The sequence below is a fragment of the Flavobacteriales bacterium genome (assembly GCA_016699575.1).
Taxonomy (GTDB): domain Bacteria; phylum Bacteroidota; class Bacteroidia; order Flavobacteriales_F; family PHOS-HE28; genus PHOS-HE28.
In genome coordinates this window covers 4070840-4097611 of the sequence record CP064979.1, presented here as the reverse complement: position 1 = coordinate 4097611, position 26772 = coordinate 4070840, and the positions used below count along the sequence as shown (strand labels likewise).

General features: G+C 60.0%; 20 protein-coding genes. 8 read left to right on the top strand and 12 right to left on the bottom strand.

Going from position 1 to position 26772, the window contains the following annotated elements:
• Position 1: 1 nt before the first annotated feature.
• Both IPJ76_17150 and IPJ76_17145 read right to left on the bottom strand, forming a co-directional pair.
• Positions 2 to 166, bottom strand: coding sequence for a hypothetical protein (locus IPJ76_17150; GenBank protein ID QQR86293.1), 165 nt, complete (start codon positions 164 to 166; stop codon positions 2 to 4).
• Positions 167 to 265: 99 nt separating this feature from the next.
• Positions 266 to 2683: a TonB-dependent receptor gene (locus IPJ76_17145; GenBank protein QQR86292.1), complete on the bottom strand. Its 2418-nt coding sequence runs from the start codon at positions 2681 to 2683 to the stop codon at positions 266 to 268.
• Positions 2684 to 2806: 123 nt separating this feature from the next.
• Between IPJ76_17145 and IPJ76_17140 the strand changes: the two genes are divergently transcribed.
• Positions 2807 to 3469 (top strand): phosphatase PAP2 family protein, encoded by a 663-nt coding sequence (locus IPJ76_17140; protein ID QQR86291.1) that lies wholly within the window; start codon positions 2807 to 2809, stop codon positions 3467 to 3469.
• Positions 3470 to 3490: 21 nt separating this feature from the next.
• On the opposite strand, the gene IPJ76_17135 is transcribed toward IPJ76_17140, so the two are convergent.
• The 10 genes from IPJ76_17135 to IPJ76_17090 all read right to left on the bottom strand — a co-directional run bounded on the left by IPJ76_17135 (position 3491) and on the right by IPJ76_17090 (position 19518).
• Positions 3491 to 4618, bottom strand: a complete 1128-nt coding sequence (locus tag IPJ76_17135; protein QQR86290.1) for a sorbosone dehydrogenase family protein — start codon at positions 4616 to 4618, stop codon at positions 3491 to 3493.
• A 10-nt stretch (positions 4619 to 4628) separates the two neighbouring features.
• A complete protein-coding gene (locus IPJ76_17130; GenBank protein QQR86289.1) occupies positions 4629 to 5285 on the bottom strand; it encodes a hypothetical protein in 657 nt (218 codons plus the stop codon).
• Positions 5286 to 5374: 89 nt separating this feature from the next.
• Positions 5375 to 6424 (bottom strand): selenide, water dikinase SelD, encoded by a 1050-nt coding sequence (selD, locus tag IPJ76_17125; protein QQR86288.1) that lies wholly within the window; start codon positions 6422 to 6424, stop codon positions 5375 to 5377.
• Entirely contained in the window at positions 6417 to 7433 is a 1017-nt protein-coding gene (gene mnmH / locus IPJ76_17120) for a tRNA 2-selenouridine(34) synthase MnmH (protein QQR88498.1), read from the bottom strand. The genes selD and mnmH overlap by 8 nt, the downstream gene beginning before the upstream one ends.
• Before the next feature lie 12 nt (positions 7434 to 7445).
• Positions 7446 to 9404 (bottom strand): DUF3857 domain-containing protein, encoded by a 1959-nt coding sequence (locus IPJ76_17115; protein ID QQR86287.1) that lies wholly within the window; start codon positions 9402 to 9404, stop codon positions 7446 to 7448.
• Positions 9401 to 11326, bottom strand: coding sequence for a transglutaminase domain-containing protein (locus IPJ76_17110; protein ID QQR86286.1), 1926 nt, complete (start codon positions 11324 to 11326; stop codon positions 9401 to 9403). Before IPJ76_17110 ends, IPJ76_17115 begins: the two co-directional genes overlap by 4 nt.
• 4 nt (positions 11327 to 11330) lie before the next feature.
• On the bottom strand, positions 11331 to 14627 hold the full coding sequence (locus IPJ76_17105; GenBank protein ID QQR86285.1) for a hypothetical protein: 3297 nt from the start codon (positions 14625 to 14627) through the stop codon (positions 11331 to 11333).
• A gap of 85 nt (positions 14628 to 14712) precedes the next feature.
• Positions 14713 to 16185 (bottom strand): alpha/beta hydrolase, encoded by a 1473-nt coding sequence (locus IPJ76_17100; GenBank protein QQR86284.1) that lies wholly within the window; start codon positions 16183 to 16185, stop codon positions 14713 to 14715.
• A 357-nt stretch (positions 16186 to 16542) separates the two neighbouring features.
• A complete protein-coding gene (locus IPJ76_17095; protein QQR86283.1) occupies positions 16543 to 17805 on the bottom strand; it encodes a metallophosphoesterase in 1263 nt (420 codons plus the stop codon).
• A 42-nt stretch (positions 17806 to 17847) separates the two neighbouring features.
• Positions 17848 to 19518, bottom strand: a complete 1671-nt coding sequence (locus IPJ76_17090) for a glycosyltransferase family 39 protein (GenBank protein ID QQR86282.1) — start codon at positions 19516 to 19518, stop codon at positions 17848 to 17850.
• Positions 19519 to 19613: 95 nt separating this feature from the next.
• Here IPJ76_17090 and IPJ76_17085 point away from each other — a divergent pair, with 95 nt between their 5' ends.
• The 7 genes from IPJ76_17085 (at position 19614) to IPJ76_17055 (ending at position 26772) form a co-directional block, all read left to right on the top strand.
• Complete coding sequence (locus tag IPJ76_17085) at positions 19614 to 21071, top strand: T9SS type A sorting domain-containing protein (protein ID QQR86281.1); 1458 nt, start codon at positions 19614 to 19616, stop codon at positions 21069 to 21071.
• 108 nt (positions 21072 to 21179) lie between these two features.
• A complete protein-coding gene (locus IPJ76_17080) occupies positions 21180 to 21869 on the top strand; it encodes a hypothetical protein (protein ID QQR86280.1) in 690 nt (229 codons plus the stop codon).
• 303 nt (positions 21870 to 22172) lie between these two features.
• Positions 22173 to 23051: a DUF3473 domain-containing protein gene (locus IPJ76_17075; GenBank protein QQR86279.1), complete on the top strand. Its 879-nt coding sequence runs from the start codon at positions 22173 to 22175 to the stop codon at positions 23049 to 23051.
• A gap of 184 nt (positions 23052 to 23235) precedes the next feature.
• On the top strand, positions 23236 to 24324 hold the full coding sequence (locus IPJ76_17070; GenBank protein ID QQR86278.1) for a glycosyltransferase family 4 protein: 1089 nt from the start codon (positions 23236 to 23238) through the stop codon (positions 24322 to 24324).
• Positions 24321 to 25460 (top strand): glycosyltransferase, encoded by a 1140-nt coding sequence (locus IPJ76_17065; GenBank protein QQR86277.1) that lies wholly within the window; start codon positions 24321 to 24323, stop codon positions 25458 to 25460. Before IPJ76_17070 ends, IPJ76_17065 begins: the two co-directional genes overlap by 4 nt.
• Positions 25457 to 26023, top strand: coding sequence for a colanic acid biosynthesis acetyltransferase WcaF (gene wcaF, locus IPJ76_17060; protein ID QQR86276.1), 567 nt, complete (start codon positions 25457 to 25459; stop codon positions 26021 to 26023). The genes IPJ76_17065 and wcaF overlap by 4 nt, the downstream gene beginning before the upstream one ends.
• Positions 26020 to 26772, top strand: a complete 753-nt coding sequence (locus IPJ76_17055) for a glycosyltransferase (protein QQR86275.1) — start codon at positions 26020 to 26022, stop codon at positions 26770 to 26772. The genes wcaF and IPJ76_17055 overlap by 4 nt, the downstream gene beginning before the upstream one ends.

Here is a 26772-nt window from a genome sequence, read left to right as displayed (position 1 = left end):
GTCAGCGCTTCTTCCCGATCGAGCACGCCCGCAGGTAGGCATCCAGTGCCGTGCCGCGCGGCTCGTTGAGCACCGCGTTCAGCACGGCCTTGGTGCTGGCGTCAAGCACCTTGTTCATTTGCTTGTCATGCGTCCGTTCCGCGAACTTCTTACCGATGGTGGCCATGGTTGGTCGTGTTTGTGCTGACGAAGGTCACGGGCTGTCGCGAGGTAAGCCATACTGCGATCGCAGTGATCCGTGGCCATGATGCGAACCACTGATCGTTCAGAACCGCAACCGAAGCCCACCTTGCACGGTGCGGGGGAGGCCCGGCCGCCACCCAGCGGGAAGATCCCCAACGGCATAGCGGTCATCCAGCACGTTCTGCACACTTGCGAAGATCTCAGCCCAGCCCGGCAGACGCACGCAAGCGTCGGCATCGAGCACCGTCCACGCATCCAGCATGCGCGAGCCATCCTCGGCCTTGGTGCCGGTGGCCGTGATCGTGCTGCCCACATGCACCATGCGCAAGCCGAACTCGAACCGGCCCGAAGTGATGGCCGCCGACACTTGCATCTGGTGCTCGGGCGTGAAGGGGATTCGATCGCCATCGAGCACCTGGCCCCACGGTTCGAACGTGCTGGTGAAGCTGGACCGGAACCGGGCGTCCGTCCACGTGTAGTTCACCCGGATGGGCAATCGCCATTTTTCCGATCGCCCGCGCAGGGCATCGAGCGCGACGAAGACCTCGGCACCAGCCACCGTGGCAGCACCGCCGTTGAATTGGTCGCCAGTGCCGGCCCCACCAGCTGCTGCCAGGTCTGCACCGAGCAACCGGTCGTAGTCATTGTGGAACCCGATCACCTGCACCTCCATACCCGCGCGGTTCCAACGTAAACCGGCCTCGTAGTTGATGCTGCTCTCGGCCTCGGCACCGGCTGAAGGCCCGGCCGGTGAAGATCCCTTGTGCACACCAGCGAACACCATTCCGGCCTTTGCGAATCGAAGGTCCGCGCTGATCCCGGGCAATACGACATTGGTAACGTTGGAGGTTTCCACCAAGGACGCGCCTTGCCGCCACGGGTCGGTCTTGCCGTAGTTGAGGTCCTCCATCGTGATATGTTCGAAGCGCAAGCCGGGATGCACAGCGAACCGGCCGAACACCAGGTCGTGGACGATGTGCATGGCCAGTGCTTCCGCTGAAGCCAAGCGATTGCTTTCGCTGCCTGGTGGGCCCGTTGAGGTGGGCATCATGGTTCCGTTCTCCATGCGGTAGCCGTCCGTGTGCTGGAAGCGGTCCATGTAGTCGGTATGCCATCGGGCGCCAAGTTCCGATCGCTGCTTGATCTTCTCACCGGTCCATTCCTGGACGATGACCAGTTGAGCGCCGGTACTTTGGTAGTTGCGGTTGTTCGCTTTCACGAGCAACGCATTGTCGCCTGATGTGGTGCCGCGCAGGATGCCCAGTTCTTCCGCGTTCGAGCCAGGCGCGGAAAGGACCGTGCCAATGGAAGTCTTGTTGCCCGCACTGTCCGCGACCTGGTCCAGTTTGTACCAATTCCGGAAGGTGTTCGTGCGGTAAACGGTGGCCTGCAGTGCCGGCCCGCCGGGGATGGTCGTGGCCAGCTGTGCGCTCAAGAGATCGTGCTCCACGTTCATCAGATCGCGCTGCGATCCGGCGTACCGGCGCAACGGCGTTGCATTGAAGTCTTCCTTGGTAAGACCGAGATACGTCTCTTGGCTTTCTTCTTCCGTGGTGCCGAGTTTCATTTGAAGCGCGATCGGCCAGCGCGCCTTGTCCCCATTGTTCCATCCCGCCTTCACCAGATGATCGCTCTTGTGGAAGCCGGTCGGCCCGGCGTTGTCGAGCACTTTGAAGCCGTCCGCGTTCTGTTGCATGGTTTCCACGAGAAGTGAAACGCCACCCATCGTGGCTCCGCCCGATGCGAGCAGGTTCCGCAGGCCGTGACTTCCGCCCCACAACGCGATGCGACCACCGTTGCGGTCGGGCAATGGAGTGCTGATGAAATTGACCGCGCCCCCCGTGGTGAGCGGTCCATGGCGCAACTGGCTGCTGCCCTTCACGACCTCTATGGCGTGCATACGTGCGGTGGTGGGAAAGAAGTACGCTGCGGGAGAGGCATACGGTGCGGGGGCCATCAGTACACCGTCCTCCATCAATGTCACTTTGCTGCTGCGTTCGCTGCCCGCACCGCGCAAACCGATGTTCGGCCGCAGCCCGAAGCCGTCTTCCTCTTGGATGTTGACCCCTGGCACGGAGCGAAGCATGCGGTGCACATCAGTATTGCCGCCGCGCTGCACTTCTTTGGGCCCCAGGTACCACGCCGAACCGGCCATCGCACGGGATGGGCCACTACCGCCGGTCATACTGGCCGACGCTACAAAGGCGGGCAGGTCGCTCACTCTTTCGGAGAGCACCACGGACAATGTGGCCGGAACCGGGCCAGCGAGGAACTGCACTGTGCTGCTTCCGGAGGAGGTAACGGATACGTGGACACTGTCGCCGCTCCAAGTGAAGCATGCCTTCCCCTGCGGATCGGCAACAAGGTGCTGCTCTTGGGCGGTGACGGCTGCAAAGGGGACCGGATCACCTTGCTGGTCCATCACCAGCACACAAGTTGAATGCTGGGCTTGTGCCGACAGCGCGCCGGTAACGGACAATAGGGCGATCAACTTTTCCATGGATTCGGACCGGCCGCGAAGCACAGCACGGCGGCGTCGGTCGGCAATACCACGATCGAAGTATCCGATCACGCTCACGTGCCGGGCCTATTTTGCGGCCCCGGCCTATCCGGGCGGACCGGAATGCACAACCGCGCCTTGGTTCCCTTTCTCGTGGTCCTGCTCGCTTGGGTGGGCGTGGCGGTGGGGCTGATGGTGGGTACCGATCAGCTTGAACTCCACCAACGCATCAACGCGGCTTTGCCTGCATGGGCCGACCCGTTCTTCGTGTACGGCACCCACTTGGCGGACGGTTATTTGACTGCGGCGATCGCCTTGGCCTTTCTCTGGCGGAATTGGCGCAGCATGTTGCTGGTCGGCGCGTCGTCCTTGCTGAGTTCTTTCATCGTGCAATTCGTCAAGCGGAACGTTTTTGCCGCGCACCGTCCTGGATACTATCTGGAACAGATGCCCGGGTTGCGTGTGCCGGACGGGGTTGCACTGATGCACCACTTCAGTTTTCCGAGCGGGCACAGTACGGCCGCCTTCGCGCTTTGCTTATCGTTGGCACTGCTCATCAACCAGCGCGGTTGGGCCGTTGCCCTCGCAGTGGGTGCGGTGCTGCTGGCGGGAAGCCGGGTGTGGATCAGCCAGCATTTCACCGAGGACGTGTTGGCCGGTGGGCTGCTCGGTGTTTTCTGCGCATGGCTGATGCACGCGCTCCTTTTTGGACGATGGCGGAACGTCGAGTGGCTCGACCGGTCGCCGTTCAGACGACCACGAAAGGGGTGGGGCGATGAGCCCTGATGCGAACTATTCCGCAGCCGGTTACTTGCTGCGGTAGGTGATCCGGTAGATCATGTCGGCGGCGTCGTCGCTGATGAGCAAACTTCCATCCGGTAGCTCCAATACGTCAACCGGACGGCCCCAGGCGGCGTTCCCTTTGAGCCAGCCATCGGCGAACACTTGCTGTTGCCAGCGCCCTTCAGCGTCCTGCGTGGCCACTTTCACCCGGTATCCGATGGGTGTGCTGCGGTTCCAGCTCCCATGCTCAGCAATGAAGATGGCGTTGCGATATGCATCGGGGAACATGCCCCCACGGTAGAACTTCATGCCCAACGGTGCCACATGCGGGCCGAGCTTGAGCACCGGGGCGGTGTAGTCTGAACAATCCTTGCCGCTGTCGAATTCCGGGTCGAGCGTGTCGCCTTGGTGGCAGAACGGATACCCGAAATGCTCACCGCGTTCGCTGAGCGCGTTCAACTCGCAACTGGGCATGTCGTTGCCCATCATGTCGCGCCCGTTGTCGGTGAACCAGAACCGGCCATCGCGTGGGTCCCAATCGAACCCGACGGTGTTGCGCACGCCGTTCGCTTCAATACGCAGGTCCGTGCCGTCCAATTCCATGCTGGTGATGCTCGCGTAGATGCTGTCTTGGCTGAGGCAGATGTTGCACGGCGCGCCCACGGGAACGTAGAGCCGCCCATCCGGCCCTATTGCGATGTACTTCCATCCGTGGTGCTTTTCCGTCGGGAAACGATCGAACACCACCACCGGTTGTAGCGGGGTGTCCAACTTGTATTCGATGCTATCGTAGCGGAGTATGCGATGCACCTCGGCCACATAAAGCGAACCGTCCTTGAAGGCCACTCCGTTCGGCATCACCAGCCCTTGCGCGATCACGCGCAAGCGCTCCGGTCTACCGTCGCCGTCCTCGTCGGTCAAGGCGTGCACGTTCTTGTCGCGGCTGCTCACGAACAGCGTCCCACGGTCGCCCATGCACAACTGCCTGGCCCCGTTCACGCCCTCGGCAAATACCTCAATGGTAAAACCGTCCGGCAGCTTGATATCTTCCAGTCTGGGGTCGCCGCCCAGCAAGGCCGGTTGGCACACACCCAGGCAGAGCAAGGGTGCGAATGCCAACCAAGGCCAGTTGCTGTGCCAGCGACCGCTCATGTCCGGTCGATCACCCCTTCACATGATCCGACAGGTCGAGCTTTTCCAACGCACTCGGGCGCAGTTTACCGGTGGACCGGAAGAACCAATCCATGATACCATAGTGATTGCCTCGCTGCAAGCCTGTATGGTGCATGCCGAGCATTTTCGCTTTTCCGGAGAGCTTTTGCAAAGCTCGGGTGACGTAGATTTCCACATCACTTGCCTTCATGCCGGGTTCGTTCTTGCGTGCCCATGCCGCCGCGTGGTCCATCAACTCGCCTTTGGTCATGAGCCTGCCCTTGCTGTTGATCGCGCCGAGCACCACGTTGTCCCATTGGTTCAATGCGGGTGGTTCACCTGCCTTCTTCCGCGGCCGGCCCGGACCACGACGTCGTTTGCGGACCACTTCCTGGCTGCCGTCCGGGAGCGGGTTCTTGCGCGGGCGTCCAGGACCGCGCTTTACCGTTCCATCAGCAGCGTACTTCGGCGGGCGGCCGGGGCCGCGCTTGATCACGCCTTCCTTCTTGGCGCGGGCAGCCTCCACCTTCTCAAGCGACGACTTGAGTTTCTGGAGTTCCTTGAGCGCAACGCGCGCCCGCTTCATTTGGAAGCCGAGCACACGGCGTTCCGTTCGATAATGGCGGAGCAGGTTCTCCACCTCATCAAGCCTCATTCTGTTGGCCATTCGTAAGGGGTTTGTGCGGCCGTTGCCGACCGCTTGTTTTGTTTCCGGAGCGTGCGAAAAGTAGAACCGCAGCGCTTTGGTCCGACCCGTCAGGCAATAGTGATCGTTGCGCCTTCAACTTGGGGAACCATACGACCAATGCAGGAGCGCTGAATACCTGCGCCACGCAAGAGGTTTTCCATGCTTTCCGCCTGTTCCTGGGCCACGCTGATGAGAAGGCCACCGCTCGTTTCAGGGTCGGCAAGCATGAACATCCGCTCCATGGTGGCAGCCCCTGCAACCCGGCTTCCATAGCTCTTCCAGTTCCTCAGTGCCCCGTCAGGATAACAACCTGTTGCGATCAAGTCTTTCGCTTGCCCGAGAACGGGTACTTGGTCATAGTGCACCTCCGCGGCCAGTCCGGATCCGTCGCACATTTCCATCAGGTGACCGAGCAACCCGAAGCCCGTGACATCCGTGAGCGCATGCACGCCTTCCATGGTGCCTAGCTGGCTGCCGATGGAATTGAGCGCTACCATGGAGTCCCTCAACACCATGGCTTGGTCCGCTGGAAGAACGCCCCGCTTCATCGCTGTGCTGAGGATCCCGACCCCCAGCGGTTTCGTCAGGAAGAGCAGGTCGCCGGGGCGAGCCGTGTCGTTGCGTTTGATATGCTCCTTGCGCACTTCACCGGTCACTGCCAGGCCGAAAAACGGTTCCGGTGCATCGATGCTATGGCCACCGGCCAAAGGGATCCCGGCATCGTGGCACGCTTGCCGACCGCCTTCAACGACCCGCTGGGCCAGTTCGGGCCCGAGTTTTTCGATCGGCCAGCCCAGCACGGCCACTGCTAGAAGCGGGCGACCTCCCATGGCGTACACGTCACTAAGCGCGTTCACTGCCGCAATGCGTCCGAAGTCGAACGCATCGTCGACGATGGGGGAGAAGAAGTCAGTCGTTGAGATAATGCATCGGCCGTCGCCCAGTTCGTACACCGCGGCATCGTCGCGTGTGCCATAACCCACCAGCAATCGTGGCTCGGGCAATGTCCCCAGTGCGCTCTTCAGAATGAGCTCCAACTGTGCAGGGGCGATCTTGCAACCGCACCCGGCACCATGGCTGTGCTGCGTGAGGCGAACAGGCTCCTTGTTGTCAGCCATGGTCATAGGCCATTAGGCGTTCGGCCAGACCGCGAAGGTCGTTGGCGTCGGCCGGGAAGCGCATCACACAAGTAGCGTCGCGTTTACCCAGGCCGAAGGCGTATGTCTTATCGTAGTACCCTAGGGCAAGCACGGCGGTCGAGCGCAGGTCACCTGCGGCCAGTGCGTCCAAGGCGGCTTTGCAATGTTGCGGTCCCATCCGCTTCTCGATCCGTTTGGTGGCAGCGGCCAGTTCCTCAACGGGGAACCGGCCATAGTCCTTCACCAGCCGGTCAGCGCGCTGTTCAATGGGCATCTCGGCGAACGCGAGCGGTGCACTGCGCATGGCGTTGAAAAAGGCATCGGGGATCTTCGCCCGGCCGACCATCATGCTTTCGTCCTCCACCCACACCGGCCTGGTGGGATCCACTTGTTGCAGCGCGTGCCACAGCAGGTTCTCGAATTGCTCAGTGGAAGGCTGCGGAAGTTCGCCGATGGCGCCGAAGCTGCTGCCCTTGTGGTGGGCCAGCGCTTCAAGGTCGACCACCTGCGCGCCCAACGCCTTCATGTACCCAAGCGTTTCCGTTTTGCCGGTGCCCGTATAGCCGCCAAGCACGCGCAGCTGCAGTTGAGCACCGAAGCTCTGGTGCACGTGAGCACGGAATCCTTTGTAGCCTTTGCGAAGCGTCGCAACCTCAACGAAGCCTGCCTTGTCCAACAGCCAGCCCACGCTTCCACTGCGCTCCCCGCCCCGCCAACAATGCACCCGCACGTTGCGATCGGGGGCAACCACCGACGCACGCTCCACCATAGCGGCCATTCTTGGCCCTACAGCGCGCAGCCCCACCAGGACGGCAGCATCCCTGCCCTGTTGTTTGTAGACCGTGCCCACCAGCGCCCGCTCCTCGTCGGTGAAGAGCGGCAGGTTCACCGCGCCGGGTATATGGCCGCGAGCGAATTCGCCCGGTGAGCGCACGTCCAGGATGGGACGCGGCAGCCTGAGGAAATCCTCGATCGCGAGCGAGTGCAGCACGGCGAAACCTTAGCCCTTCACGAGCACCAGGGCCAGCTTGTTGAAATCGGCGGCCGCGTTCACCACAGTGCGATAGCCTTCATATTGTTCGAGCGGGAGCCGGCATTGCTGGTAGTATTCAGCGATGTCGATCTTCACGATGTTCCCCTCTTGCGTGGCTTTGCTCTCGAAGGCCAGTTGCCGCTTGCCGTCCGTATCCAGGTGCTTGTCGATGTTGAAGTCGGCCAAGTTCTGCGGTTTCCAACCTTCAGGCAGCGTGATGGTGATACTGCGGTTGAACTGCCGGTTGAAGTCGTCGTCGACGGGCAGCTTGCGCGGCTTCTCACTGTACATCTCCACTTGGGGGCCGATCAGTTCGCCAACCTTGAAGAGCATTTTGTCGCCTGCGCTCGCGCTGAACTTGCGTGTCTTCACCTTGCCTTTGATGACGAAGGGCTCCACGCCGAAGAGCTTGCTCTCGCCGTTCTCGGCCGTGAGCGACTGCTCTTCACTGTTCTCCACCAGGTATTCCACGAGGTTGTGCTGGAGTTCGGTGCGTTTCTCCTCATCGAGCAGCGCGTAGTAGCATTGCAGTGTAGCGTAATAGCCGGTCAGTTTGTTCACGAAGTCCATCTCGCATGCGTCTGCATCAGGGCCAATGCGGATATCGAAGATGTGGTCGTGCACTGTGGCGTGGTCGGGGAGGGGTTCGATGTACTTCACTGTTCCCACGCCCGTCACTGCGTCACCCACCTCGAAGTTCTTGATGAACAACCCATGGTTGCCCATGTTGCCACTGTCCATGTAGCCGAGGCGTAGGGCCGCATCGGTCGGGTCCATGTATTTGTTCAGCGTGGGGAGGTAGAGCGCCATGTCCTGCAAGAACAGGTAGCTCTCGAAATCCTTGTCAAATGGGATCCGCATGCGGTCGCTTGTCACCACGATCTGGTGGTCAACGCCCAGTTCGCGCAGTACGGCGCACATGAGAGCCATGGCCCCCACGGTACCCGCCGCCTTGTTCTTCAGCACGCTCTCCACCAGCAGCAACTCATCCACGTTCTGGTCAAGCAGCTGGAAGTGCGTCTTGATGTAGTCCTCGGCCAGCCGCACCTTGGTGAGTTCATCGGCGCCCTTGGGGATCTCCATCTTCTTCACCAGAGCGGCGATGTCTTTCTTCTGCTTCGGTGCACCCTCCTGGTAGATGATGCCGTGGTACAGCTTGGTCGCATTGACGTAGCCGCTGAAATCCTTCATGTTGCGGTCGGGGATGCGGTCAAGCTTGTAGCAGATGCGCATTTTGGCGGCGCCCATGTTGGCGCTTTCTTCATTCTCGAGGGCCGGCACGTTGCTCATTTCCCAGCGCATGTGCTGGGTGCTGGCGTCACTGGTGTCATGCAGCGCTTCGGGAACACCTTGGTAGCTCTTGCTCTTGTAAACAAGTCGAGAAGGGTTCAACAGGTGCACGTCCTGGCGCAGGATGGGAGCTCCCGCTTGCAACGTCTCACTGTCGCCGCGCAGATTGGGGCTTCGTTTCACAACATGGTAGTAGTCGATGATGCTGCCGGGTACCAAGCCCTCGAAGGCGAAGTAGAGATAGCTCCCACGTTCCTCGTCGTCGCTGGCCCGTTTGAAATCGGCTTGCTCCAGCACATGTACCGTTCCGTCGGGCATGATGCTCCGCGCCTCCACCTTCACCACGTCGATGGCATTGTTGAGGCTCACGTACACTTTGTTTTCCTTCTCGATGGCACCGGCGTCGCGAAGGAAAATGGTGTAGTGCGCCAGGCTGTACTCGAACATATCGCCGGCCTCTTCCTGGATGTCGTTGATGACGGTACGGCGGAGGATGACGATGTCCTCGGTCATGGTTTTCACCTCAGCGGGTACCACGGGAGCTTTGCCGAGTTCGTGATCCTTGATCAGTTCATGTTGGGCGGTCGACCCCAGGCCGGCAAGCACGAAAGCAACAGTGAGGAGGGAACTCTTCATGGTTTGATGTTCAGAACGATGGTGCGGTTCATGTCGCGGTCCAGTTGGTCCATCATGGTACGCCAAGCGACCAGGTCCACGGGCTGGAGCATGAGCTTCTCCATGCGGAAGGCATTGTGGACCTCCAGCACGGCGCCATGGTCCTTGGTGGCCGGGGTTGAGGAAGCGGTCATGGAGTAGCCATGGCCAGGGCCATCGTGGACAGCGGGTTGCGGCACATGGGCGACGATCGTTCCCGGGGGCAGGTCAATGAAGACGTGCTCCTCGTGCATCCAGAGGTAGTCTTCTTCAACGGGCAATAGGCGGTCCTTTCTGTAGTTGCGGTTGCGCAGGGAGTTCACCATCACGCGGGGCAAGTATTCCTCGTCAGCAGTGGACGTGGTGGCGCCGGGCAATGTGAACGTGTAGTGCATCACCAATGGCCCTGTGCGGTCGTTGAGACCGGTCACATACACGGTGTCCAACTGGAAGCGGTTGTTCACCTTCATGAACCGCGTGCGCAGCACTTCCTTCCAGCGTTTTTTCTCAACGGCTTTGAACAGATCGCTCATGTACCCGCGCTGGTAACCGGTGAATGTCATGTGCCCGGTACCTTTCAGGACGCCGCCCTCAAGACGCGCTCGTACAGTATCCACCATGTTGTTCATGACGGCTGGCATGACGGGGACATCCACCACCTTGAAGTGCTCCTCGTCCAGCGCGATGAGCGCCTGTTTGCCTTGGATGAAGCCGCTGGGCATGCCGAACGGGGTTTCGTTGCTCGTCGGGTCCAACAGCAGGAATTCCCCGTCGTGCTCCCACGCCGTGATCATGTGGTCATCGGCCACGGGTGAGGGGAGTTCGTCGTAGCGGTACGGTAGTGCACGTGAGCCCACCCATACCAAGTGCGCTTTGAGGCCTGCGTTGGCGAAAAGGCTCCGCAACAGATTGGCCATGCCCTTGCAATCGCCGTAACGCGCTTTGCACACTTCAGCCGGCTTCGCTGGAATCAGGCCGTTCATGCCGTCCTCCACGGCGATGTACTTGATGTGGTCCTGCACCCAGGTGTAGAGCGCAGCCGCCTTGGCGCGATCGTCCGACAGTCCTTCAGTGACGTCCTTGGCAATGCGCACAAGGGCAGTGTCGTCATCGAGCATCACACTGCGGATGTGCTCGCGGTTCCACGCGTACATGCGCTCCAGGTCGGTGCCGCCTTTTTCGCCCGGCTTGCGCACCACCAGTTGCACGTGCGGCATGAAGTACCTGAACCCCGGAGCATCATCCTCGAATTGAACGGCCGCGACATTGCTCATCGTCCAACGATGAACGGTCTTGCCGCGCTCGGTCGTGGTCTCGCGCTTCAAGGCCCCCTCCGGCGCGTGGAAGACGGTACCGTCAACGTCCACATCCTTGTCCACGATCACCGTGAGGATGCTTTCCTTGACGGGGTAGCCCGAGGCGAAGTAGTGGCCGGTCACCATCCGGGCATCGGGATACCGCACTGTATAGTCCAAGTGCGCAATGGCACCGGTGGACATGGCCGGGTAGAGGAACTGGACGCTACGGCTATCGTCATGGAAAACCTGGTCGTCGATCTCGTCGCGGTGCTTGAACTCGGTGACGGTGAACTTCTTGTAGCTCTTGTCCTTGGGCACCATCGTCCAGGCGTTGATCTCTTCCAACGGGACAAGTCCGCTGTAGCCCACCTCATCCTGCTCGCTTTGGCCCGAGGGGGCTTTCAAGGCTATGCGCTCGTGCTCAACGGTCTTGGTGGCCACCACGCCGTCGTCGGTTTTCTGGATGCGCACGGTGGTGTTCATTTTGATGAACACCCCGGGTTGGTCTTTCCACTGGCTGCGGTACTCCTCCAGCACCTGGGTCGGGTCCTGGGCCCACACCCGGGCGGAGAAAAGCACAAGGAAGATCGGGATGGGGGTTCGCATGTTCTCAGGGCTTGCGCATGCCCATCACCTCGTCGTCGCGGTAGGTGAGAATGAGCGTTGGCTTGCCGGTTTTGTCATAAAGGATCCGCTCACCGTGGCGTTCACCGAACTTCCAGGTGCACTTGTCCATGGGTTGGCCCGTTTCCCAGTAGTCGATGAACTCCCCGTGCCGCATACCGTTCTGCCAGTTGCTGGTGCCCGCGATCTTGCCCGAAGGCCAATACTCGGTGCCCGTGCCGGTGCGTACGCCGCAATCGTAGTTGCTCACTTCCATCACCTTGCCATCACTGTAGAATTCCTTGTAGGTGCCGTGGAGCTCCCCGTTGCGGAAGTCCATCTCCCTGCTCACCGTGCCATTGGCGTACTTGGGCCGCAGCTGCACGAGCCCTTCCCCAAGGGGAATGGTGTCCACCAATTTGCCGTCGGCCCCGGAGTGGCTGTAGCCAATCAGGCGGCCGTCCCAGTAGTAGCGCACCAATTGCAGCTCACCGGCCATGTTCCAGCTCTTGGTGGTTCCGTGCTCCTCGCCGAAGCGGCGCTGACGTTCCACCACCGGTTTCCCGTTGCGGTGGAACTCCTTGTAACCGGTGCTCCAGCCGTTCTCGTACGTGTCCTCGCTCTCGAGGAGCCCTTCCAGCGTGTAGAACTTGCTCACCCCTGTGAGCTCATCCATGTCGTACGTGCGCTCGAACCGGATCTTCCCGTTGGGATGCCAGCCTTTCCAAGCCCCATGGGCATCGCCGTTCACGTACTGGCCTTCCTGCTCCTTGCTTCCGTCAGGATAGAACCAGGTGCCCTTGCCATGACGGACCATGTTCAGGTATTCGATGCGGCTTTTCACCTTCCCATCGGGGTATTTCGTTTCCATCACCATCGCACCGTGCCCCAGCACCACACGGTCGTGCTCTTTGCCGGCGGCATCATAGCCGACGTATTCGCGCATCACACCGTCGTGCACCCGTTCCTCCGTCATCAGCACACCGTCCACATCGTAGTAGCTCTGCCAGCCCTCTCGATCGCCATCGGCGAAATACTCGACCTCGTACGGTTTGCCATCGGGATGGGTCTGGCGGTTCTCGCCGTTCAATCGGCCGTTCTCCAGGTACCCCAGGTCGTCAGGTGATCCGTCGAGCCAGTATTCATGGTAGGTTCCCTCGCCCTGCTTGCCCGGCACGTACCGGTATTCGCGCAACAGTTTGCCGTTTTCCCGATAGACCTTCTGGGTGCCGTCCTGCTCACCGTTCTTCATGTTCTCTTCTTCCTGCAGTGTTCCATCAGGCCAGTACCATTTCCACGGACCGTCTTTCGCCCCTTCGTCCAGGTAACTGCCCTCCATGCGCTTCGCACCGTCAGGGGTGAAGCCCACGAATTGGAAACGGCCCTTGGCCCGTTTTCCTTCCCCAAGCACTTTGCCTGACCGATCGAGGTAACGGTAACGGATCAGGAGGCCTCCGCGGTATTCGAACTCCGAGTGCAACGTGCCGTCGCTGTTGTACTGTTTGTGCACGCCCTGTTCGCGGCCTTGTGCGTCGTACTCGCCTTCAGTTCGCAACGTACCGTCCGGGTACCACGCCGCGTGCTTGCCCGTGCGCTTATCGGCCGCGTAGGTGCCTTCGCTCTCCTTGGTGCCGTTCACGAACCATTCCGTGAAGGGGCCGGTGCGTTTGCCGTCAACGAACTGGTACGAGGACTCCTTGTTGCCGTTCCGATGGAAGCGCACCACTTCGCCGGTGCTCTTGTCCTTTGCGAACGAACCGGTGTACTTCACCTTGCCGTCAGGGGTGTAGGCCTTCACTGCGCCGTCGTACTCGTCCTTCACCAAGGCGACGTTGAACTCCAACGCGCCGTTCGCATGGTAGAAGGAAGCCGGCCCTGTAAGATCACCGTTCGTGAAGGTCTTTCTGCTCTTGATGCGGCCGGTGTCCCAGAATTCGGTGTAGGTGCCATCGCCTTTGCCCGCCACCACGTTCACGCTGTCCTTGGGCGCTCCGTTGCGGTACCAGGTCCGGAACAGACCGTTCTCTTCTCCGTTGGCCCAATTGTTCACGCGGGAAACCGAACCGTTGTCGTGATAGGCCTTCCACTCGCCTTGTTTCTTGTGCTCGGCGTTGTATTCCCCTTTCATCGAAACGGCACCATTGTCACCATAGAACTTCCAAGGGCCCACCTGTTCATCCTGGTGCATGTTCCCCTCGCCAACGGCCAAGAGGTTGTGATCATCGTTCCAGAGGTGGAAGACGGGTTTCACCGTTCCGCCGCAGCTGTCCGGGTATGTGGCGTAGAGTTCATTGAACGTGGCGAACAACGTCTTGCGCCAGGTTTCCACCATCCCTTTGTTCTTGTTGTAGGATGCGTTGATCTTCGGATTCGTGCTGTTGCTGAGGATGTGGTGGGCAAAGGCTTCGAACTGCCCGTTCTGCATGAGCTTGTTGAAGAAGGGCATGTAGAACGAGCCCCAGAAGTCGCTGCCGGGTTCCTGCTTGGTGAGCGTGGAGAGCAGGAAGTGGCCCTGTCGCACGCAGGGGTAGGGCAGGTCTGGCTTCAGCTTATAGCCCTTGTTCATGGCCACCTTGTTCTTCAGCAAAAGGTCCAGCTCCGTGTAAGCATCGCCGTTGCCCAGGTCGTAGCCCTTGGATTCCGCGTCCAAGTTGTTGTTCAGCAATTCGTCCACGCGGATCAGTGCCCGCTCGCTCCGGGTATCGCCCCACGAAACGGTGAGCGCCATGAAATAGGATAAGGCGGCTTGCGAGGTACGCCCTTCCATGATGGCGAGGTTGCCCAGGTTCATGTGAGCTTCCTGCGACAATGGGAAATGCAACACGTTGGTTTTGAACGCCTCGAAAGCGCCGGCCATATCGCCTTTGCTTTCCAGGGTGGCCGCATACATGTTGTGCATGTGGAAATTGCCCGGATAGCGCTGCATGCCCTCCTTGAGCAGGGCAATGGCCTCGTCGTAGCGCTTCAGCTCGTGCAGGGCGAGCGCTTTGTTCAGGAGGAAGTAGTGCTTGCGCTCATTGTCTAGGGCAAGGCCGCGGTCGGTGGCCACCAGGACCTCAGCATAGCGGTCCAACCGTGCGAGGACGTTCACTTGACGGAGCAGGGCGCGCTCGTACAAGCTGTCGTTCCGGTTCACGGTGGCGTATAGGGTGACGGCCCCGGCCAGGTCGTCCTTCTCCTCCAGTTCGAGGCCTTTTTGGATCGTCAGATGGCCATGGTTGCGCGGTTTTACGTCCTGCGCATACAGGGCCATCGGCAGTGAGGCGCAGAGGGCCAGGCAGGCAGCCGTCGGAACGAACTTCATCGAGCGATGGGGGTTGGTGGAGGGCAACGGGTAAGCGTTGCGGGTAGGGTCCGGCAAGATAAACCGCAAGGCCTATAAGGAACTGCTAGCGCACAATGCTGAAGGCGCCACAAAGCAACGCCGTGGATCGGACCAAGCGCAGCCGGTAGAGTCCCGGCGCGAGACCCGGGGGCAGGTCCAACAAGCCGGCGTTATCGGTTACTACGATCGAGTTGCTGTGTACGAGCCGTCCGGGAGCGTCCAGGACTTCCACCAAGATGCGACCGGCGCCCAGGTCTGGATGCGAGAATTGCACGACATCGCTAGCCGGATTGGGCCATAGCGCGAATGCCGCTATAGGTATTGCGAGCTGGCCCATGCCTAAGCAAGCCCCGGGGTCGCTGGCCATAGGCGCCCAGAACGTGGCGAGGTTCTGCCCGCGAAGCGCGTGGTTCGCCGTGTAGTGGTAGCTGCCGTTGTTGCCGTAGCGCTGGCACTCGAACAGGGCCCAGTTGGGGTCGAACATGGCACAACTCTCGAAGTCGGTGGTGTAGGTGGGGGGCGCGGACATACCAGCGAACGTGTCGGCGATGCGGCCACTGCCGAACAGGAACGGATAGTTGGTGTGCCACGGGGTGCTGCCCAGGTTGCAGTACGCGCTGATGGTGGTGATCGGTCGGCCGCGGTCGAACATCACGATGCCGTCGCAGGTTTGGTGGTAGAGGTACACCGCCGGGGTGTCGGCCCCCTGCCACCAATCCAGGGCAAAGGCATCGTGAGGAACACCACCATAGAAGTTCGCCACGCCCTTCACACTGGCATCATGGCCGTTCTGGTTAAGGTCGCCATCCACGGGCCCTAGGTCGGGCCGCGCCAATTCCTGCGAACCAGCCGTGAAGCTGTCCACCACGCAGTTGAATGCGGTGCCATTAAGCGTTTTGAAATAGGGAATGGGCGCATCGGGAAGCGCACCGCAAGCCAAGGGCTTTTCATTGGGCGAGTCGAGGAACGCCGCAGCCAACGCCACGAAGCCCCCAGCGCTCTCGCCGCCTACGAAGACCTTGTCCGTGCAAACACTGTCCAATTCGGCGCGGCCCTTCATAAAGCGGATCGCACCCTTCACGTCTTGCTGGCCGCGATAGATGGCGCGCACCATTTCCAGGCTATCGGCCGCATAGAAGGTGCGGTATGTGATGGGCCACAAGCTGATGGGCCAGCCCGCCACCGGGTCGCCCACCCAATCGTCCTTGTGCCAGCCCAGCCTGTAGTTCACGCTGGCCACCACATAACCCCGCTTCACGAACTGGTGCAGTAACGGAACGATGCCGGAGGGGTCGTCCTTGCAGCCCCCGAGCCAATTGCCGCCGTGCACGAAGACCACCAGCGGTCGCTTGGTATCGGCATTGTTGGGCGTGTAAACGTCAAGCAACAAGGTGTCCGTGAGGCCCAGGTAATTCGTGTCGACGCCATAGACCACGTTGCTGTCCACCCTGAACGTGTACTGGTCCGGTGTCACGTAGTCTTGGGCATGCAGGGCCAGAACGGCTCCGAACGCGAGAAGGACGGATGATGTGCGCATGGGTGGAACGAAGATCGTGTGCTGTTCCGACAAGTACGTGCTCGTTGGGTCACCGTTCAGGCGGTTCCTTGGTATGGAACAAGAGGAGGGGCCATACACTCTGCACTTAGCATCAGCGCACAACCGCTTCATGGTGAATGCGAACTTCACGGCAAGGTCGCGGAGACCAGGGAATACAGCCTCATGCAGAGGCGCGGAGGACGCAGAGAAATACGAATACGGCCTTACGCTGGGGCGCGGGGGACAAAGAGCGATACAGACCCGGGTTTATTCTGCTCCCGCCTAGGCTCATGGCAAAGCCGAAGTGGCCTTTTCTCCGCGTTCTCTGCGTCTCTGCGTGAGAAAAACAGTGACTGCTCAGGCCTTCCGCAGGTCCAGCACCGTGATCTCCGGCGGCATACCGATGCGGCCCGGGAAACCAATGAAGCCGAAGCCGCGGTTGACGTAGAGGCGCATGCCCTCGTGCTCGTAGAGGCCAGCCCAGTGCTTGTAGAACCACTGTGCCGGGCTGTAGGTCTGGCCGTTGATGGAAATGCCGAACTGCGCCCCGTGGGTGTGCCCGCTCAACATCAGGTCGATCTTCTCGGCCCACACCTGCGCTTCCCAGTGGCTGGGGTCGTGGCTCATCAGCAGGCGGAAGCGTTCAGGGTTGCTGCCCGCCACTGTCTTGGCCAGGTTGCCGTACTGCTGGAATTTCGTGCCCCAGTTCTGAACGCCCAGGAGCTCAATATGCTCTCCGTCCCGCTCGATGTTGAGGCGTTCATCCAGCATCAGCCGGAAGCCCATGGTAGCATGGTGCTTCTTCAGGCGTTCAAGGTTGGCGGCTTTGGCCTCGCGGCTGGGGTAGCGGGCGTAGTCGCTGTAATCGTGGTTGCCCAGGATGCTGAACTTGCCGATACGCGCTTCCAGCTTCGTAAGCTGCTCAAGCCATGGCTCCGCCTCTTCGCTGTAGTCGTTCACAAGATCGCCGGTGAAGAGGATCAGATCGGGCTCCTCGGCGTTGATGAGGTCGATACCACGCTGAACGATGTCGCTGTCGGTGGGAAAGCTGCCCAGATGCATGTCGCTGATCTGCACCACGCGCAGCCCGTTGAACTGTTCCGGTAACTTGTCCGATCGTATCGTCACGCGTTCCACCCTGAAGTTCCGGCGGCCGTGCGTTATGCCGTACAGCACCCCAGCGAACGGGATGGTGGCCAACGCAAGACCCACTTGGCTGAGGAAACGGATGCGGGAGATAGGTTGCTTCTCGCCTCCGCTCGAAGTGACAACTTCGGAACCGGGCTGCATTTTGGCGGCGGCCCACCGCAGAAGCTCCAGTAGGTCCTCCACCAGGTGGAACGCCACCACCACGAGCTTGGGCAGGAAGAACAGCATGCTCACGGCCACGAGCGAGAACACGAACGAGTAGTTGCGGTTGGCCCGCAGTTCAGCGATGTTCACGAACAGCCACACCCAAGTGGCAATGAGGCCGATGCTGACGGCCCAATAGATGAAGCGCATCCAGCGCCGACCCACGTCGGTCCAGCCGGCCAGGGCCGTGTTCATGCCCTTGTAGGCATACAGGTCAATGAGCACGATGATGCCCACGAAGACGAGGAATCCGAATATGCTGCGCATGCGTGCAAAGAGGGCACGAAGGTCAGGCGCAGGAGCAGCTGCTCAGCGGCCGGAAGCCGAAGATCCCACGGGCGGTGGGGCAGCGGGGTGGGTGGTGGTTCGACCCAATAGAGCACACCACGCTGAACCGGAGACCTGAACATTGAGAACCCTTAGACCAGATCGATGGGCGCGCAAAAGTTCCTCTGCACTGGTCACGCTTGAAACGATCGCAAACTCTGTTTCAGCCCCGATAGAACTTTGGACATTGGTAAACACTGATTCGCCAGAGAGGTAGCCAAGGAGCGGATCGGTCATGTAGTACAGTTCCAAGAAGGATCCAGCCACCGGGTCATCCTTCAGTCCCAGCGACTCACACAGGCGAATGACCCTTTGCCGTGCACGGATGTCGTCGGCATAGTTTAGGTTGACGTCTTTGATGCCGCCTTGTTTGCCGATGGACCACGCTATCGGAAACAGGACGCAAAGCGCTACACCGGCAAAGACGGGCTTAGGGTAATCGCGCAATGCGAATTCGAGTGCAGGAATGAACACCACAGCGATCAGTGGGATCAGGCATAGGAGATAGCGCTCCGTGTAGAAGTTCAACGCCGAGAACAGCGAGAAGGCAACAACGCAAGCCAACCCGGAAGAGACAACTGCCCCTAGAACACGGTTCGCCATTCTCAGTTTCTCCAAGAAGAGAACTTGGTACAAGAAAAGACAGGCGAGTACGGCTGGGATCGTGAAATCCTGTGGCAGACCCCAGCGCCCGTAGAGAATTTTGATTGCCGCCACCAAGGCAAGACCCGCTGCCAATAACCACCAGCGGTTCCAACCGCGCCATGCTAACGGGAAGACGAAGGCGAACGCATAGGTGGCTGCCTCCATTCCGTTCCATTCGAATAGGAAGGCGTGGCACAGCTTCAGTTTGTAGATGACGTCCTTAAGGTTCAAACTCACGAGTTGAGTATGCTCGGGAAAAAGGAACCAGCCGAACCGGACCCTTTGGTAGAAGAGGAAACTCGAAAGCACGCCCACGGGTAGGAGAAGCACTAGCAACCATCTCCATCGTCGTCTTTGTTCCAATCCTTGCTGAGCATCCCTGATCATTGCGTAGAGGTGCCAGCAGACCAGGCCAAACACGATCACCACGCCGGACTCTTTTGTAAGCACGCAGGCGGAGGACGCTAGAGCGTACAACCAGAGTCGATCAGAGTGGTAAGCGGCGAACGAGAGCAGGGTGAACAACGCCAGTAGGGACTCGGGCAACAGGATACCGCTCTGAGCCAAGAAGGATTCGTTACCGCCAACAACGGCCGCAGCCGCAATGCCCGACCACTTGCCGCTCAGCTTTGCAACCCACCGATACACGAAGACCAACAGTATTGCGGCGGTGACAAGCACGAACGCGTGCGACGATTCGCGCGACGGACCGAACACGGATAACCAGAGACTCCCGAGAAAATGAAACATCAGGGGATGTCCTCTTGAAAGAGACGTGCTGATGTTGTCGGGAAGCAGAGTAGGTCCGGATGCGTGCATGGCATGGACCGCAGGTGCATAGACCCAAGCTTCGTCCCAGTAGTAGGGCAGGTTTAGGTACGCTGCCTTGGCTCCAATGAAGCCGACCAACAGAACCGCGAATACCCAATCAGGCAGGAATGGCAGCCAAGCACTCCGCTCAATTGACCTACTGGGCTCACCGGGAAGATCGCTTGCTCCAATCTCCATACAGGAAGCGAATGTACCCGAGCACGTCAACTGAAGGCAGCGGAGGAAAACCACCCGGCGTCTTCGCGATTAGCTTGCCTCCCAGAACCATGCCCATGACCCCGAGCCAAACCTTCAGGATCGTGTCGAGCGCGTTGGTCATTCACGCAGCCACTATCACCAGTGCGCAGGACACATGGAGAAGGTCTTATGGCGGGACTGGAACGAGTGTTGCCCATTCAGTGATCGAAACCAGTGATGGTGGTTTTCTTGTGGTAGGGAGTACTGGCAGTTTCGGGAATGGCTCATCTGATATCTACGTCTTGAAGCTTGACGCTGCTGGCGAACCTGCATGGACACGCGCAATTGGAGGGCCTGGGGTGGATAGCGGCATAGGCGGCGGCGAACTTTCGGACGGTTTCGTCGTAGCCGGTACTACGACTACTGGGGCTTTTGGGGGTTACGATTACTACTTGGCGAAGCTCGATTTCCAGGGCGACCTTCAATGGGAACAGTCCTATGGAGGGCAGGACTGGGATATCTGCCATGCGCTGGATGTCACGACAGACAGGATACTTCTTGGTGGCGTTCAGTACGGCATGGACTCGCCCTATGGATCGGCCAACGTTCTCTCTTTGGACCTGAGCGGGACGACGACTTGGAGCTTTTCGCTTGGTGAACCCTACGCAAGCCAATGTCGTGGCCTGACCGCAACCTTGGATGATGGGGTGGTGCTTGTCGGTCAGATAGACGGGGCCGGAACCTATTCCGACGCGCTAATGGTCAAGCTTGATGCTCAGGGGAACCAGGTTTGGAGCGAGCAGCACGTTGGGGACAGCACGGATGTGTTCCATGGCATAGTCGAAGTCCCCTCTGTGGGCTATGTGGCTATCGGCAACACGATCAGCCAGTCCAATGTCCAGTTCATTCATCTGTATTCAGTTGACTTGTCCGGACAGTTCGTTTGGGAACAGGTCATTGGAAACACGGTCGACGCAGGGGGGGCGGCTATCGCCCGGGCCGCAAACGGTGATCTCGTGCTCACCGGATACAATACCCTGAACCTTGGGGCCCGGGATATGATCTTCACCCGAACAGAACCAGAGGGTTGGTTCTTAGTAGGTAACAATTACGGCAACGGTCAACCAGCGGATGGGTATTGCATTCAGCCAACCTCAGATGGCGGCTTTGTGGTCGCTGGTTGGTGCGAGGGGTATGGCCCAGGTATTCGTTCCGTGTATGTAGTAAAGACGGACTCCACGGGACAAACAGATGGACTGGATGTTGAGCCGTATGCTGATCCGACGACGGTGGTCGAACACTTAGACACAGGGGCAGTGACCACCTCGCCGAACCCATCGCTACTCGGACAATCCGTTTGGGTCAGTGGGTTCGAACCTGCACACACTTATCAAGTTGAAGTCAGGGACCTTGCTGGCCGCTTGGTTTCGCGCTTATTCATGAGGCCAGCGGGAGACGGACTAGTGCTCACAGACCTTCCGCGAGGACAGTATTTCGTTTCGGTACTGAGGGATGGCGCTCACTTTGGTGTGGAGAGGTTAATTGTCCTCTGACCCTCCCCAAAATGAACGACCCTTCCTTCAGGCTTCCTTCCGGCCCTTACGTTCGTCTTCCGCAGGAGCGCTGATATGGAGCCAGGGGAACCGAGCTATCAATTCGTTATGGCCTTGCACGCCCTGAGCGGCGGCGTGGCGCTGGTGGCGGCACCACTGGCCATGGCCGTGCGGAAGGGTGGGCGCTGGCACCGTCTCTGGGGCAAGGTGTTCGTCTATACCATGATGCTGGTGTGCGCCACGGCCATCGTGGTCGGTGTGGCACGCGAGAACTTCGTTATGGCTTTGGTGGCGGTGTTCAGCTTCCATTTGGTGGCCAGTGGCTGGCGGGGACTGTACCTGAAGAAGCTGCACAAGGGCCAGCGCGCCCAACGCATGGATTGGGTGCTCCATGGCACGGCTGGGGCATTCAACTTCTGCCTGTTGCTGTGGGGCACTTTCGGTTTGGTCCTCAAGCACGACCGTAGCCCGCTTTACCCGGTCTTTGTGGTGTTCGGGCTGCTGGGCACCCTGCTCGTTGCGCGTTCAGTGTTCCTGTTCTTCAAGCGCAAACACGAGCGGCATGCCTGGCTCATAGAGCACATCATCGGTATGCTGGCGGGGTACATCGCCACCATGAGCGCCTTCAGTGCCGTCAACTTCCCGGGCTGGTTCCCATGGCTGCCGGCGTGGCTCATCTGGTTGTGGCCCACATTGCTCGGAGTGCCGGGCATCCTCCTCGTTACGCGGTACTTCAACAACCGCTACAAGAACCATCGCACGCCTTACGACGACTACAAGGTGAAGCTGGGCGGGTGAGGGGCACTGTAAGTGTCAAAGTCCAAGTTCCAAGTGTCAAGTTTCAAATTTCAAGGAATGCTTGGCGGTGGATATTCCCTGATGCCCCGTCATACCGAGGTGTCCCCGACGAAGGATGCCGCGTGATGCTTGGTACTGGAAGATGCTGCACAGACTGTCAATGGCACTGGATCGGGCGGGATCCTTCCTTCGTCGGGATGACGAGGGTGTGGGTGGCGGTATGCTGCTAACATCCCTGGCTTGCGTTTCTTCGCGCGGCTTGCAGCCCTTGAGCCCTGACACTTGGAACTTGGACTTTGACACTTGAACCAGCGCTCTTCACCTCCTTGCGTTTTCTCCGTCGATGTGGAGGACTGGTTCCACATCCTTGACCTGCCCAGCACACCGCCGCTCGAGAAGTGGGCATTGTTGCAAAGCGATGTGGAGCGCAACACGCGTCGCATGCTGGACATCTTCCGGGAGAAGAACGTGAAGTGCACGCTGTTCTTTTTAGCCTGGGTAGCCGAACGATGGCCGCATCTGGTGCGTGAAGCGTTGGCCGATGGCCACGAGATCGCGAGCCATGGCTACGCGCACGAACTGGTGTACACAATAACCAGGCAACGGTTCGCGGACGACATACGCAAGGCGAAGGACATCATTGAGCAGGCCGGTGGGGTGGCCGTGAAAGGCTATCGTTGCCCGGGCTTCAGCGTCACCCAGGAGACGCCATGGTTCTTCGACGAGGTGCGCGCCGCGGGCTACCTCTACGACAGTAGTGTGTTTCCCGGAAGTCGCGGCCATGGCGGTCTGCCCAATGCCAAGCCGGTGCCGCACGTCATCAGCACTACCCACGGCGACCTCGTGGAATTCCCCATTTCGCTGGGCAGCTTGCTTGGCAAACGCATGTACTTCTTCGGTGGCGGTTACATGCGTTTTTTCCCGTACTGGCTGATCAGTAACCGTGTCCGCGCCGTGCAGCACGAAGGCCGGAGCGTTGTGTTCTACCTGCATCCACGCGAGATCGACCCGGCCCAACCCAGGCTGCCCATGAGCGCCAAGCGCCGCTTCATGACCTACGTCGGTTTGCGAACCACCGAACCCAAGATGCGCCGCCTGTTCGACGACTTCCGCTTCACCACCTTCGCCGAACTGCTTGTCGAGCATACCAGGAAACACCCCCTTGCGCATGGCGCCTGTTGAATGCAACTCACACAGAGGCGCAGAGGCGCGGAGAATTGCCGGTCGCACCGGTGCTCCGTGCCTCCGTGCCTCCGTGTGCCGTTTCGAGCTGATCGCGAAGAACAGTCGTCCACGCCAGTTGGTTGACCGGCTTCGTTCTTTGAGCTTGGGACTTGGAACTTGAGCTTTGACACTTGATCCAGGAATGACCTTCCTCTTCCTCTACACCGAACTCGCCCCGTACTTCCTCGCTTGCGCGGAACGGCTGGTGCGCGACCACGGTGCCGAGGTGCATATAGTGCGGTGGCCGGTGAACAAGGAAGCACCGTTCGCTCTGCAGTTCGGGGATGGCTTGAAGGTGCATGACCGGTCTCAGTTGGACGATGCCGCGTTACTGGACCTGGTGGTGCGAATAAACCCCGACGCGGTCTTCGCCAGTGGCTGGGTGGACAAGGGTTACCTGCGCTGTTGTCGCGCCATGCGGCGTCGCGGAAAACCCACCATCATGTGCAGCGATACGGCTTGGCGTGGTGACCTGCGGCAGCTTGCCGCCACCATTGCAGCGCGGCTCTGGCTCAAGCGCACCTTCACGCATGCGTGGGTAACAGGGGAAGCCCAAGCCAAGTACGCGCGCAAGCTCGGCTTCCGGCAGGAGCACGTCCGCACAGGTTTCTATTCCGCCGATGTGGACCGGTTCGCGCCGTTGGCAGCGCAGTTCCAGGAAGCAAAGCAGGCTTCGTTCCCGAAGCGGCTGCTGTGCGTGGCCCGCTACATACCCACCAAAGGGCATCAGTTGCTCTGCGACGTGTTCGCGAAGCTGTGCAATGAAGGTGTGGCCGGTGAATGGGAGTTGTGGATCGCTGGCACGGGTGAACTCCATGACGATGTAATGCGCTCCGAAAGCGGTCGCCATCCACGCATCAAGCACTTGGGCTTCGTGCAGGCTGATGACATGCCTGAACTATTGGAACAATGCGGTGTGTTCATCCTGCCCAGCACCTACGAGCCTTGGGGTGTGGTGGTGCACGAACATGCATGCGCTGGTTTTCCCCTGGTGCTCAGTGATGCCGTGGGTGCTCGTGAGCGGTTCCTTGGAGAAGGCCGCAACGGTTGGACGTTCCGCGCAGGTGACGAAAGCTCTTTGCGCGAAGCCTTGCTGAACGTGTTCAAGCTGAACGGGACTACGCTCGCCCTGATGGGTGCTTCCTCAGCCGCCATTGGTGCCCGATGGTCACCTGCGGAATGGGCCAAGCTGGCTGTGTCTTTGGCGGCCCCAAGCAACCGAAGAACATGAAGCCCAAGGTGCTCGCCTTCATCGATTGGTACACGCCCGGCTACAAGGCCGGTGGTCCGGTGCGAAGCATGGTGAACATGGTGGACCACTTGAGCGAGCGCATCGACTTCCACATCGTGACGAGCGATACCGAGTACACGGAGACGACGCCGTATTCCGGTATCACCCCGGACCGGTGGACCACATTGGTGGGCGGAGAGCACGTATGGTACGCATCCACCGGTGGCACCAACAAAGGCGCTTGGAAGCGCTTGTTGGAGGAGCAGGAGTGGAGTTGCGTGTACGTCAACGGGCTCTACTCGCGGTGGTTCAGTATCATGCCGTTGTGGTTGCTGAACGGCGGCAAGCAGCGCCGGGTGGTTGCACCCCGCGGCATGCTCGCCAGCGGAATGATGGAGCACGGACGGTTCAAGAAGCGGGCTTTCCTGGCAGGGATGCGCACCTTCGGATGCTACAAGGGCGTGGAGTTCCAGGCGACGAACGCTGAAGAGGAACAGGACATCAGGCACTGGCTCGAACCGGATGGCGTGGTCCATTCCATCCCGAACTTGGGCCGCATGCCGGTAGCACACAGCACCCAACAACGCGCCAAGGTCCCGGGTGAACTGAAGCTGCTGAGCGTGGCCCGCATTGCCAAGGAGAAGAACACACTCTTCGCCATCCAGTGCCTGCGAGGGCTAACGGGTGGTATCACGTTCGACCTGTACGGTCCTATCTATGATGAGGACTACTGGCGCCAATGCCAAGAAGCCATGGCCCAACTACCACCGAACGTCCATGTGAGCCACAAAGGCACGGCGCATCCGGAGGAAGTCCCGGGGTTGATGGACGAATACGACCTGCTTTTCATGCCGAGCCAGGGGGAGAACTTCGGGCACACCATGGCCGAGGCGCTGGCTCGCGGGCTTCCGCTGCTCATTAGCAACCGCACGCCGTGGAAGGGGCTGGAAGCCGCCCATGCCGGGTGGGACCTGCCACTGGACGACCGGGCGGCTTTCGTGAAGGCACTGCACCTCGCAGTGGAGTTGGATGAACTTGGCCAAACAAAGCTGCGCGACGGTGCTCTCGCCATGGCAGCACGATATTTGGCGGCTCCCGAAGTTGTTGAACGAACCGCACGAATGCTGATCCCATGAACGGAGAACGCCGCTCGGTGGACCTCAGCCGGTTCGACAACTCCGACTTCAGCATCGGTGCTGGCGCCGTCAAGTACACGCTCTGGTACTTCACCAACGCGTTGTTCTTCCTAAACCCGCTGTTCCCTTTCCGCACACCGAAGCCCTGGTTGCTCCGGCTCTTTGGTGCCAAGGTGGGCAAGGGGGTGGTCATCCACCCGCGTGTCAACATCAAGTTCCCTTGGAAGCTCACCATCGGCGACCATTGCTGGATCGGCCAGGCGGCTTGGCTGGACAACATCGACAAACTCACTTTGGAAGACCATGTGGTGATCAGCCAAGGCGCCATGATCATCATCGGTAGCCACGACTACAAGAAGGTCGATTACCCGACGATGAGCAAGCCGGTCGTGCTTGAACGTGGGTGCTGGGTGGGCGCGGGGGCCATGGTGCTCCTTGGGGTGCGCATGAAAACCCACAGCGTGCTGGCGGCCTGCAGTGTGGCCACCACCGACCTGGAACCCTACATGATCTATCGTGGCAACCCCGCCAAGCCGGCCCGTGAACGGGTCATCAGCGAGTGAAGGTTTCCATCATCACCATCTGCTTCAATGCCGAAGCGCACATCGATGAAACGTTGCGCAGCGTGGTGATGCAGGACCATCGCGATATCGAGCACATCGTGGTGGACGGTGGTAGTTCGGACGGGACCATGGCCAAGGTTGAACGCTACCGGGAAGTCCTGGCCCATGTGGTGAGCGAGCGTGACAATGGCGTTTACGATGCCATGAACAAAGGCCTTCACCTTGCAACGGGCGAGGTTGTGGCCTTCGTGAACGCAGGTGACATGATCGCACGAAGGGATGTCCTTACGGCGATGGTCAAGGAGTTCGATCGGAACGATGCCGATGTGATCTACGGCGACGCGTTGATGGTGGATCCCGAGGACATCACCAACGTGAGGCGTTATTGGCGTGGTGGCGACTACGATCGTGAGAACTTCCGCAAGGGTTGGATGCCGCCGCACTTGGGCACGTACATCCGCCGCACCGCCTATCAGCGCTTTGGGCACTTCAGGGAAGACCTGAAGGTGAGCGCCGACTACGAATTGATGTTCCGCTTCCTGTACAAGCACCGCTTGCGTGCGCGGTATGTTCCCAAAGTGCTTGTGCGGTTCCGGTTGGGCGGCGTGAGCAATCGCTCCCTGGCGCACGTCTGGCGGGCCAATTTGGAGGTGTTCAAGGCGTGGAAGTTGAACGGCGAACAGGTCAGCCCGCTCATCGTGGTGCGCAAGCCGATCAGCAAATTGTGGCAGTACTTCAAGCGCAGCTGA